This is a genomic window from Allomuricauda sp. MMSF_3307 (assembly GCF_030733585.1).
Taxonomy (GTDB): Bacteria; Bacteroidota; Bacteroidia; order Flavobacteriales; family Flavobacteriaceae; genus Flagellimonas.
Genome location: NZ_JASHIQ010000001.1, coordinates 375,795 through 388,450 on the forward strand (window position 1 = coordinate 375,795; position 12,656 = coordinate 388,450).

At 44.1% G+C, this 12,656-nt stretch carries 8 protein-coding genes; 1 reads left to right on the forward strand and 7 read right to left on the reverse strand.

The window, feature by feature from the left end:
* Positions 1 to 4: 4 nt before the first annotated feature.
* Entirely contained in the window at positions 5 to 2,740 is a 2,736-nt protein-coding gene (locus RBB12_RS01605; protein ID WP_306012528.1) for a TonB-dependent receptor, read from the reverse strand.
* A 101-nt stretch (positions 2,741 to 2,841) separates the two neighbouring features.
* On the opposite strand from RBB12_RS01605, the gene RBB12_RS01610 reads away from it, so the two are divergent.
* Positions 2,842 to 3,879, forward strand: a complete 1,038-nt coding sequence (locus RBB12_RS01610; RefSeq protein ID WP_306012529.1) for an endonuclease/exonuclease/phosphatase family protein — start codon at positions 2,842 to 2,844, stop codon at positions 3,877 to 3,879.
* A gap of 25 nt (positions 3,880 to 3,904) precedes the next feature.
* Here the strand turns inward: RBB12_RS01610 and RBB12_RS01615 are convergent, their stop codons facing one another.
* From RBB12_RS01615 to RBB12_RS01640, 6 genes are all read right to left on the reverse strand, one after another.
* Entirely contained in the window at positions 3,905 to 4,342 is a 438-nt protein-coding gene (locus tag RBB12_RS01615) for a hypothetical protein (protein ID WP_127140179.1), read from the reverse strand.
* Between the two features lie 95 nt (positions 4,343 to 4,437).
* Entirely contained in the window at positions 4,438 to 7,680 is a 3,243-nt protein-coding gene (locus RBB12_RS01620; protein ID WP_306012530.1) for a TonB-dependent receptor, read from the reverse strand.
* Between the two features lie 172 nt (positions 7,681 to 7,852).
* Complete coding sequence (pgi, locus tag RBB12_RS01625; RefSeq protein WP_306012531.1) at positions 7,853 to 9,490, reverse strand: glucose-6-phosphate isomerase; 1,638 nt, start codon at positions 9,488 to 9,490, stop codon at positions 7,853 to 7,855.
* On the reverse strand, positions 9,490 to 10,770 hold the full coding sequence (locus RBB12_RS01630; RefSeq protein ID WP_306012532.1) for a peptidoglycan DD-metalloendopeptidase family protein: 1,281 nt from the start codon (positions 10,768 to 10,770) through the stop codon (positions 9,490 to 9,492). The genes pgi and RBB12_RS01630 overlap by 1 nt, the downstream gene beginning before the upstream one ends.
* Before the next feature lie 7 nt (positions 10,771 to 10,777).
* Positions 10,778 to 11,752 carry a tryptophan 2,3-dioxygenase family protein gene (locus tag RBB12_RS01635; protein ID WP_306012533.1) on the reverse strand — a complete coding sequence of 325 codons (975 nt, stop codon included), beginning with the start codon at positions 11,750 to 11,752 and terminating at the stop codon, positions 10,778 to 10,780.
* 11 nt (positions 11,753 to 11,763) lie between these two features.
* The gene (locus RBB12_RS01640) at positions 11,764 to 12,510 is read right to left on the reverse strand and encodes a DUF3108 domain-containing protein (protein WP_409553422.1); all 747 of its coding nucleotides are present in this window, start codon (positions 12,508 to 12,510) and stop codon (positions 11,764 to 11,766) included.
* Positions 12,511 to 12,656: the final 146 nt, after the last annotated feature.

Below are 12,656 nucleotides of genomic sequence, written 5' to 3' on the forward strand. Positions count from 1 at the left end.
TGGATTAAAAGCTGATAGCCAAATTCAAAAAATAGGTGCGTCCGTAACTGTACCAATATTTTGGTGCGAAGGAGGGCGAACCGCTCTGATTGTCCTGCCGCATCTGCCCAAAGTTCCCGTTACGGCTCTGCTCATAGCCGCCAGTGCGGAAAACCGTATTAAACAGATTGTTCACACTGGCAAAAAGGCTGATGTATTTTCCGCCCACCAGCCACGATTTGCCACCCACTAGATTGAGCAGGTAGATATCATCCAAACGTTCCTGCCGCAAGAGATGGCGCACATTTTCCTCGGTGGCATCGGGAAAGGTTTCGCCCGTTTCGGGGTCAATCAAAAAACTGGGAGTTCTGGTGATGGCGGAAAGGTTAATATAATTATTGGTGAGGTAATTGGTCGTTGCGCTGACCCACCAATACTTGGGCGAACGATAGGATACCCCGAGAGCGATGGCGGTTTGTGGACCTTGTGCCAGTCTGAGGTCCTTAAGGTCGGCAACACCCAAATCAATGGTACCTTCGGGCGCAATGAGGTCCTCTTCAGGGCCGGCCGTATCAAAATTAATTTGAATGGATGGGTCACTGGCATAGGTGTACTCGCCAAAATTTCCGGCCGCGGTCAACTTTACACTGGAGGAAGCCTCATATTCAAAGCCGAACTCAATGCCCTTGTGCAACCTATCCAATCCAGTGATGACCTCCTGCACAAAATCGGAACCTAATCCCGAATCCACGAAAAAGAAATTGATGTCGGTGGTGTGCTGAAACCGCGTATAAAAAGCACTTACTCGCCCCGTTAGATTGGGCAACCGGACAAAATAGCCCAAATCCACGCTGCTTATCGCTTCCTGCTGCAGATCAGGCACTGTTTCATTGTTCTCCCTCGGGTTGATGAATATATTCTGAACAATGGGTGGCCGTTCCATCTGCGCTGCAGTTGCGGTAAACCAATGTCGGCCGTTCAGGAAATAGGTCAAACCAGCTTTGTACGATAGATTGGAAAAAGAAATTTGATTGCCAGGCCCAAAGGAATTTTCCAGATAACGCTCGTTGGTAAAGAAACCGTTGCGCTGTACCTGCTGATTGGAATAGGCGGCAGAAACAAACCCATCCCATGTTTTGGAAGTCAGTTGGAGCTGTGCATAGGCTTTCAGTTGGGAAGCGTCCAAATTATAGTGATAATTGAACTTTTCTCCCTCCGTTTTCTGTAAATCGCCTTGGGTATCGTTCAAGGTATCGGAAAAGGTATCCAAATCTTCATGGAATGACGCACCCAACAAATCTTGGATTTCAGCAAAGTTTTCGGAGGACGTACTCCTATAATTTCCTCCCAAACCCAGCTGTATCAAATCACCAAGGTGAGCGTTGAAACTTGTAGATACCGTTAAAGTCTTATCTTCTGTTACATCATCATAGAGCAGGTAGGCCGCTTTGTCGTCATTATTGGTGTTAGCGGTGTAGAGTTGCTCCCAATTGAGCTGCGGGTCTTCCAAAAATGCCTCTTTGGCCAAGTTGGCATTCACGAAATCCGCTCCTATGGAACTGTTGATGTAGTAGCTCGGCAAATAACGGTAGTAGGTCGGGTCGGGATTTGGTGCGTTGTAATAGCCCAGCCTACTGCGAGAATTCGTGCCTGTTTGATAGGCAACTCCAAGGTTCCAGTCCAACTTTTTGGTATCCAAGGTGTAATTGAGCAGATAAATCGGTTCAAATATCTCCCGCTCCCTAGAGTTTCTGATATTCCCGTCTTGATTGCCCCAGTAGGGATTATACCGGGCACCCATCAAATCAAAGACTTCTTCGGTCATGGCAGAGGAACGCCCCCTTCGATTTCGCGCCAAAATTGAGGTAAATGCAATGCTGTTCTTGGGATTGAACTGATATTCCAAAGCTCCAAAAAAGGAATACGCATCGTACAGGGTGCCCTCTACATAACCTTCATTGGCCCATCTGCGCGAGGCCGAAACCGAATACGAAAGTCCGCTTGGCCTTTCCCCCGAATTATACGTGGCCATAAGCCTGCCATTGTAGGTTCGGTTGGAAAGCGAAGAAGACAAACGCAAGCCTGGTCGAAGACCAGATGGCCGGGTATTGATGTTGGTATTTCCCAAAATTCCGCCAAACAAGTAAGGGTTAATGGAAAGGCCGTTGGTAAATTCCTGATTGCGGACCACATCGTTAAGTCCGCCCCAATTGTTCCACTGCGGCCTGCCATCAAAGAATTTGTTCATTGGAATTCCATTGATGAGCACCATTCCATTTCGGGAATCGTATCCCCGGACCTTAAAAAAGGCCTGTCCAAAATCAAAAGCGGCACGATTTAAAAAAATATCCCGGGTGGACTGCAACAATCCCATGGTACTGGAAACGGATTCAAAGTCATCCGAAAGGTCTCCTTCGGTAAGCGTAATCAGGTTATCCGTTTGTTCACGAGCAATGTCTCTTTCCAAATAAATAATGCCCAAATCAATGGGGTTTCCATCCAAATAAATGGAATATCGCTTGGTGATGAAATCCAAAGCGGAAATTTGGAGCATCTGTTCTCCTGTTTCCGATAAGATTAGTTCAAACTCACCCTTGGCATTTACTGTAAATTGTTGGGAACTGCTTTCCAAAATGATGTTTGCATTGGAAATGGGAACATCCAACGCCTTGTCCATTAATTGGCCTGTAACCCGAGTACGTTGTTGCCCGTACAGCACTTGGCAACAACAGACTACAGCCCAGAGTACGGCTAGTCTCATAGCTTATTGTAGGTTAATGAATAAAAAAGGGGTTGTAATTGCTGTACAAATTGCAAGAAAGCGTACAATCTTACTTATTTTAGCTACAAAATCAAAATAGAATGCGATTATTAATATGCCTACTTGTATTAATATCGACCTCACTTTACGGACAAAAGTCCAAGACATACATCATTAGGACCGTTGCTTTTTACAACTGTGAAAACTTGTTCGACACGGTAAACGACTCCCTTACCTTTGATGACGACCGAACGCCTGAGGGCCGTTATCACTGGACCCAGGAGCGATATCGGCAAAAGTTGGACAATCTCTCCCATGTAATTTCCCAAATTGGGGCTGACACCTCCAAAACTTCCCCGGACATTGTGGGGCTTTGTGAAGTGGAAAACCTGGATGTGCTTGAAGATTTGGTCCAGCATCCGAATTTACGGGACAAGGATTATGGCATTATCCATTTTGATTCCCCCGATGAGCGGGGCATTGATGTGGCCTTACTTTACAAAAAGGCTTCCTTTATTCCTTCATCCTTCAAAAGCCATAGGCTTTTATTGTTTGATGATCTAGGGGAACGCAAATATACGAGAGACCAGTTGGTGGTAGGTGGCACCATGGATGGCGAAAAGTTCCATTTTGTGGTGAACCATTGGCCCTCCCGAAGAGGTGGGGCAGCCAGGAGCGAACCTTTTCGTGTACGGGCGGCATTGCTGAACAAGCGGATTATCGATTCCATACAAACGTTGGACCCAGATGCAAAAGTCATCGCCATGGGCGACTTAAACGACGACCCCACTGACAACAGTTTGAAAACCATCTTGAAAACCAAAGGAAAGATAAAGCAGTTGGACAGTATGGACCTGTACAACCCCATGGAGATGCTTTATAAAAAGGGCATTGGTTCCCTTGCCTATCAAGACAAATGGAATTTGTTCGATCAACTGTTTTTCACCTCGAATTTGGTGACAGAAGATCGTACTAATCTTTCTTTTTGGAAAGCCGGTATTTTTGCGCCTGCCTTTATGCGAACAGACCAAGGACGTTTTAAGGGCTATCCGCTACGCACCTACTCAGGTGGTAGCTATACGGCTGGTTATAGCGACCATTTTCCTGTGTACTTGTTTTTGTTGAAGGAAGCGGAGTAAGATTACCGCCTCCGCGGGAATGAAATTAAGCGAACCACTGTGCCCACGGGATACGGCTCAAAATAAGCAGCAAGCCTAAACCGTAAAAAATAGAAATGGTCTTGAACTTTCGCTGGCTTTCCATCAACTTTTTATGTCTGGACCAACCGATGGTGATCAATACCAAGGCAATGATATTCGTAAATGGATGTTCCACGGCCAATAAGCGCGCTGGAGCGTTCAATCCGCTCATTCCAAGGGTTTGGATGGCCTTAAGTCCATTGCCGGAAACAAAATATAGAATAAGCCCGATCAATAATTGAATATGGCTTAGAATTAAGGCGAACAAACTGATACGAAAGTCCTTTTGCAGGGTAAAATCCTTTTTGCCCAACCAGCCCGCTATCGCATTCACGACGGCCAATACTAAAACGGCCAGCACCACATAGGCCAAATAAGAGTGTAGGTTCTTGATGATTTCCATTAGGTAGAATTTAAGTGGTTTAAAAATACGGAATTTTAGAGATAAAAAAGCCCTTCGCCATGGCGAAGGGCTTTAATTCTATATTTAGTATATCCTTAGTTAAAGATATATCGAATACCCAATTGTGCTTGCCATCTGGATGACTGAATACCTCGATCATCGAATTCGATGAAGTCAGGGTTTCCATTTTCATCCATTACACCTTGGTTGATACTGAATACAGGAGTGTCTCCTGTAGAAACAGTTGTCAACGGGCTAACAGCGCTTCTCACGAACTTCAATCGACCCCAATCTTTGTTCAAAAGGTTGGTGAAGTTGAAAATATCGGCAGAAAGCTGGAAGGTGTGCTTGGTATTTCCAAACTTAATCTTGAAATCCTGGAGAACCTTCAAGTCAAGAATATGGCTCCACGGACCTCTTTCAGCGTTACGCTCAGCATAACCTCCTCTGTTTTCGTCCAAGTAATCAATGCTGCTTATGAAATTATCCAATTGCTCCCACTGAGCCGCTTGCTGCGCTTCGTCACCAGAGAATTGAATTTCAGAAGCATCTCTTGGGATGTAAATCAAGGCATTGTCCCTAGAGTCATCGTTCAACAAATCACGTCCTTCATTATACGTAAAGCTGTATGGAGCATTTTGAGATCCAGTATACAGCAAAGCAACAGTTGTGCTTACGTTCTCGTTCCAATCCAATTGGTAAGAAACATTGGCCAAAATTCGGCTACCACCAGCAAAATCTGAACGTGTAACAGGCAAGTTGGAGTTTTTACCGTTTACTGATTGGATATTTCTCCATTGAGAACTGTTTTGTGAAGAAGTACCATCAAAGATTTTGTTGGACTCACTGAAAGAGTAGGATACCGAACCTGCAAAACCGTTATCGAAAGGCTTAGTCAAGGTAAAGGTAGCTGTTGTAGCATTTCCTCCACCTGTATTTGATGCTAAATAAATACCTTGGTATGTACCGTCAATTCGATTGCTACGATTGTAAAACGGACGGTTGTCAGCGCCTTGGTAAAATCCTTCTGGCCCACCGATGTTCAAGTTCTCATAATAGATATCTGTGATTACATCTGTGTACAAGAAGTCAGCAGAGGCAATCAAGCCCCACCAAGGAAGCTTTTGGTCGATGGCAAAGTTATATTTCATAACCTGAGGTAGCTGGAAATCAGCTGAAATCAAGTCAATGTTTCCACCAACACCACCTGAACCTGGAGCTGGGTCTTCAAATTGGTTGTTAACGTCGGCTTCAAATGGTTGTCCAAACTCGAACATGAATCCACCGGTAACACCGTTATTGTTGTAGCTACCACCTGGCCATACCAATGGCAATCTAGAAGTAAATACCCCAAGACCCCCACGAATTTGAGTGGTTCTATCTCCATTCACGTCCCAGTTGAAACCTAGACGAGGAGAGAATACAGCATTGCTAATTTGTTGACCAACGCGAGCACCTTGAAGGTCTTTTCCAGCAGCTTCCAATAATCCTACTGTACGAGTATTGAAGTCTTCATTTACAGGACCGTCTCTCCATACAGGAATATCGATACGAGCACCAAAGCTCACTCTAAAGTTATCGGTAACATCTACTTCATCCTGTACATAAACTCCATATTGCTCGGTTTCAAAATCAGCAGAACCTGCAGACTCATCACCGTTGATACCGTTACCTACCAAAGAATACCCATGCTGATATACATCAGCATTCTGACCTGTCAAGAACTGGTTCAATCCAGAAGAAAGTAGATTGCCCTCATCGTCGAACTGATCTTCGAAGGTATAATCCCCGTAGTTAAAGGCAAAGAACAAGTTCTTTACCGTTGCAAATTCCGCGTTGGCCCCTAGTGTAATGGTGTGCCTTCCTGCGTAAATATTGAAGTTGTTGGTAATAGTCAAATAGTCAGTATTCAACAAGTTGGCAGTAGAAAATGGCTCAGAACCAAAGGAGATGAATCCGTCTCCATCTTGGATGTCAACTGTTGGGAAAGGCTGTCCAAAAGGATCCCTGTCATCACGTACGGCAGTAAAGCCTACTACCAAGTTATTACTGAATTTATTGCTGAAACGAGAGTTCAACTCCAATGCAGTAGAGTTGGTTGTAGATTCAAAAAACTCTGAACCGTTTATGAAACCAATGTTTCTGTTACCGGAGTTTCTTGCTTCCAAGTTTTCCGCACCAACATAGCTGTGACGCAAAGAAAGGTTGTGGTTTTCATTGATGTTCCAGTCCAATTTGGCCACCAATGTGTTACTTTCCAATGTACGGGTGTTGTTATCAAAAATACCAGGATTGTATCCGTAGGTATTTTGAAGGAATGAACTCAACCCTGCTAGATCTGCCTCAGAAGCACGACCTGTGTAGTTACTGAATGTAAAAGGTTGAGGAGTTTCAGTTTCACCTCTTTCGTAGTTCACAAAGAAAAAGAGTTTGTCCTCAATAAGTGGACCACCCAAACGAACACCATAGGTGTTAGCAGAGAATTCCGCTAGTTTTTCTCTATCATCTCCTTCATTTACCAATGCACCTGGCGTCTTTCCTGCCAAAGATTCATTTCTGGTGAAGTAGTATGCAGATCCTTCAAATTCGTTGGAACCTGAACGGGTTACAGCGTTGATGGAACCTCCGGAGAAACCAGACTGTCTTACATCAAAAGGAGCGATGTTGATCTGGAATGTTTCAATCGCATCAACGGAAAGTGGGTTTACTCCTGTCTGTCCTCCGTTGGTACCGGAACCTGCCAAACCAAATACGTCATTGTTTACGGCACCATCAATATAAATGGCATTGTAACGGTTGTTCTGACCAGCAAGTGAAATGGAAAAACCATCATCACCTTCAGACAGCTGTGCTTGTGGTGTTAAACGCACAAAATCCGCCAATGAACGGGAAGCTGCAGGAGTGGTAGCCACTTGTCGCTGAGAAATATTTGTTTCCGTACCTGTTTTGTTGGCTCCAAAAACTCCACTTGATACTCCAGTGAGTACCACTTCGTCCAATGCCGTAGCTGCTTCTGCCATTTCGACACTGATTCTTTCGGTAGAACCAAGGTTTAAGAAGACATTTTCCTTTACGATTTCATTAAAACCGACATAGGAAATAGTTATGGTATAAGGTCCACCGGTTCTCATACCTGAAATACGGTAGAAACCATCAAAATCGGTAGCAGCACCATAGACTGTCCCGGATGGCACGTGTTCTGCAACGATTGACGCACCCGGCAAAGGCTCTCCAACGTTGTCCGTTACCTGACCTCCCAAAGAAGACGTGGTAACCCCTTGTGCAAATGCTGTTGCGGTAAAAAGAATGGCCGCAATAGCCAAGTAGATTCTTTTCATTTAATTCAGTGTTTAAGTGTTTAATTAGCGCTGCAAATGTGATCCATTTTTGACACACTGCGATTAAGCCAAAGTTAAAATCATGCAAATATACTTAACACTAAATTAACACTTAGAGTTCTTTGACAGACAATTGTTTAGGTTTTTTCGAAGGATTTGAAAAGATGGCAACCTACCCCTTAAAAAATTGCAAAAGGTGCATTGTGGAGCTGTCGTGTTTGCCAATTTCTGAATTCTCAATGTCCAATAAAATGGTTTTGGCCAATTCCTTGCCTAATTCCACGCCCCATTGGTCGTAGCTAAAAATATTCCAGATTACCCCTTGAACGAATATTTTATGCTCGTAAAGGGCAATCAAAGCACCTAGACTTTTCGGGGTCAATTTTTCGATTAGAATAGAGTTGGTGGGCTTGTTTCCTTCAAAAATTTTGAAGGGCAGCAATTTTTCCAGTTCCTCGCCCGATAATCCCGAGGATTCGAGCTCTCCCCTGACCTCATCGGCGGTTTTACCGTTCATCAATGCCTCTGTTTGGGCAAAGTAGTTGGCCATCAACTTATTGTGGTGGTCAACATCTCCGTGCAATGATTTCTTGTATCCAATAAAGTCTGTTGGAATCAATTTGGTCCCTTGGTGGATCAGTTGGAAAAAAGCGTGCTGTGAATTGGTCCCTGGCTCGCCCCAGATGATGGTTCCTGTTTCGTGGCCCACCCGATTTCCATTTCTGTCCATACTCTTTCCATTACTCTCCATGATTCCTTGCTGCAAGTATGCCGAAAAACGGTGCAGGTATTGGGTGTATGGAATAATGGCCTCGGTTTCTGCGCCATAAAAGTTATTGTACCAAACACTGATCAGTCCCAGTAGCACAGGTATGTTATCTTGGAAAGGGGCTTCTTTAAAATGTACATCCATTTCGTGGGCTCCATCCAAAAGAGCTTCAAAGTTTTCGTAACCCACAGATAAGGCAATTGAAAGTCCAACCGCGCTCCACAGGGAGAATCTGCCTCCGACCCAATCCCACATCGGAAACACATTGTCGTCGGCTATACCAAATTCCTTGATTTTCTCAAGGTTGGTAGAGACGGCCACAAAATGATCGGCAACATCCTTTTCGGATGCATTTTTCAGGAACCATTTTTTAATGGTCAGTGCATTGCTCAGCGTTTCCTGGGTGGTAAACGATTTGGATACTATGACAAATAATGTGGTTTCAGGATTGAGCTCTTTCAACACTTCGTGAACCAAATCGCCATCCACATTGCTTACAAAATGGGTCTTTAAGTCATTTTGATAAAACTTCAAGGCCTCGGTAACCATAACGGGGCCCAAATCGGACCCACCTATACCAATGTTCACGATATCGGTGAATACCTTTCCCGTGTGTCCTTTGCGTTCTCCAGAAATGACAGCGTTGGAAAAGGATTTTATTTTTTCCTTCACCTCAAAAACCTCATCTACGATGTTGACGCCATCCACCATTACCGTATCACCCTTTTTGGCCCGCAGTGCTGTATGCAGTACTGCCCTGCCTTCGGTCTGGTTGATGAGTTCCCCACCAAAATAGCTCCCTATGGCATCCTGCAACCCTACTTCGTTGGAAAGTTGCAGTAGCAATTCCAAAGTTTCTTCTGTAATTCTATTCTTTGAATAGTCCACCAAGAAATCGTTCCATTGGATCGAAAACTTTTGTCCCCGACCTTCTTCTTTTGAAAACAGTTCCCTTAAGTGTACGTTTTTTGTTTCTTGATAATGTTGTTGTAGCTTTTTCCAGGCTTGGGTGGTAGTGGGGTCAATTGTGGGTAATGCCATTACTGGGTGTATGATATTAGGGTTTCTTCGGGTTCTGTTGGTGTGGGGTCTACAAATTCAATACAATCCAATTGCTCTTTTAAAGGGGCTATATGCGCCATATAATCGGTGCGCAATGAATCTGCAATGGGGTCGGCTTCGGGCAACTTTTCTTTTAAGGGGTCGACTTGTCTTCCATTTTTCCAAAAACGGTAACACACATGTGGGCCTCCCGTATTTCCGGTCATCCCTACCCATCCGATTACATCGCCTTGCCGAACAAATTCTCCGCGTTTGACGTTCTGCGCCTTCATGTGAAGGTATTGGGTACTGTAAATGCTGTTGTGTTTTATCTTGACGTACTTGCCATTACCTCCTCTTCGGGTTGACTCTGTAACGGTTCCATCAGCGGTTGCCACAATGGGCGTGCCCACAGGAGCAGCATAATCTGTTCCTTTGTGCGGCCTTACTTTGTAACCATAGTAGGCAATTCTACGTTTAAGGTTGTAGCGTGAGGACAATCTGTATCCAAATTTGATGGGCGCCCTTAAAAAGGTGCTCCTTAAATTGTTGGCATCCTGATCAAAATAATCCAAAATGTTGTTCACGCTGTCGGCCACGTAGGGAAATGCATAAACAGTCCTCCCCTTGTGTTCAAAAAGTGCTGCTTTAATGGGCCCACGACCGGCATAAATGGTATCGTTAATGTAACGTTCATCAAAAACCACCTTAAACTTATCCCCTTTTTCCAGTCGGAAGAAGTCGATTGTCCAGGCATAAATTTCGGATAGCCCAATGGTTACGCTATAATCTACCCCCAAATTATCCATAGCTTCGGATAGACTGCTGTTGATAACGCCTCCTACTTCGCGCTCCCTTAGGGTAACCTTTCGTTTGTTCTTGTAAGCAACAGCGCTATCGCGAAGGTCCACCACAGTGTAGTTTATTCGATCATTTTGATAGATAAAAACCTTGGCCACTTCGGAAGTATCCTTGGATTTTAGAATGAGATAGGGTTTGCCCACCATGATTTTTCGAACGTCGAAAGTGTCCCTATAATTTTCGGAGATGGCCGCTATTTTGGGGTAGTCCACTTTATTTTTGAGCATGAGTTCACCAAAGCTATCGCCGTTACGCACTGTATCGCGCACTACATTGAACTCATCCAGATTGAAACCATAATGGAGTTCTGGAAGCTTTTCGATCACTTCCACTTTTGCCACTTCTTCAACCGGTTCCTTAGTTTGTTTACATGATGCCAACACCGTCAGCACCACCATTGCCCCAATAATTTTCCGCATTTTTCTTCTATTCCTTGTATTCTCTTTTTGCCGGGTTAAACACGTGGTCCACCCATTGTTTTCCCCAAGTATCCAACTCTTCTTTGGAATGCAAAGTTGGGAAAAAAATTATTTTCTGGAAACTGGGCGGCAAATAGTCCTTCCAATTGGTGCCCCCGGTCGCCTCTACATCCTTACCTTCCCTTGCCAAATATCGATGGGCCGAACCCATGTGCATCAATGGCCAATTTACGTTGGCATTCAGATCTAATTGTTTTAACGCCGAAATCAGCTCTTCATTGCATCGGGATGCATCCGGAAGCTGTAAATATTTATCGTATACGGTGCTGTCCTTCACCTGATTGGCTATTCGCAACAACCGTGGGGTGTACCGCACCTCAAATTGTTTCAAGGTCAAGGTCTTTTCGCCTGTTTCCAGGTCCGTGGCACCCTTTTTCCAATACACATGCTCAAAAAGCTCTTCGATGCTGTTTTCCGATGAAAATGATTCCCGCTCGGAGGGATGTACCATATGCTGCAAGGGTGTGGCATAGAATTCGATCATGCGATACTGAGCCGATTGAAAGCCACTCGCCGGAAGCAATGCCATCCGATAACGAAGGAACTGCTCGCGCTCCATTCCCTTGATCATTATACTGAACGAAGAAATCAACGCCTTGAAATAGCTATTGATTCTTCGGACCTTTTCTATGAAAAAAGCTACATCCTGGGATTTATCCTCGACAATCTGTTTTTCTTCGTGAAGGATGAGCTTAAAGTACAATTCGGTAATCTGATGGTACATGATGAAGATTTCTTCATCGGGGAAATGCGTTCGTGGCACCTGAAGGCTGAGCAGGGTATCCAAATGGATATAATCCCAGTAGGTTAGATATCTTTCGTACAACAGACCATCCAGATAGGAGCTCAGGTCCTGACCTGAATTTTTGTACTTCTCTTCTAACTTATTGATTTGGGAAGCGATTTTTGCATCCTTGTCCATGAAACACCGAACTAATCCATTATTATTTTAAACTGGTTCTTGAGTCCATTATAGCCATCCAAATCGGCCTTTAAGGAACCAACGGCCAAATCGGCCTTTATTCTGATGGGTAATTTATTCCAATCATTGGAAACCCAAAGCGTAAGACTCTCCTTTTCCTTAAAAACACGACCGGATTGAACCAGCGGCCTAAATTTAAGACATTCCACCTTGCCAAACTTGGTACGGATGGTATCTTTTCCCAAATATTTTAATTGGAACTTAAAAACACCGTCGTCGTCGAAGAGCATATCCAAATTAATGGATTGGCCAACCTCAAATTCTTCCAGATTATAGTTGCTCCGTAAATAATAGGAAGCGGAAATCAAATCCTGAATTTGGTCGTGGATCTTAAAATCCTGCTGTGTACCATTTTTATTGTCAATCAGCAGCGCCTTGTCCTTTTCGTAATCAAATTCTATTTCGATATCCTTGGTGTAACCACCCTCATCGATTTTTCGAATGAACTTGTACGGCTTGCCATTGTCCATTCCAAAATAGCTTTCGTAGGTATCGTCCACCTTAAAAAAAATGCTCGCGAAGCCCGTGGTCTTTCCCCTGCCCACCACATGGTACACCGGAACCCCATTAAGCTGTTCGGTGGTAAGGTGCATGGTCGCGTAACTTGCATTTAGAATACCATAGTGTATCCTAAATTTCAACCACTCCCCTGGTTTAAAGGCTGGCTGCGAACTCTGTCCCATCACCGGAAGGGCCATTACAAGCAGGAGTAAGGCGATTATTGTCTTTTTCAAATGCAATTTCATGGTCATAAAATTAGTAAAATCACGTTAGGGGGCTACGCTGTTCACATATACTTAAACAAAACTTATTCCAAAATAGTATAAACAAAAAAAAGCCCAGT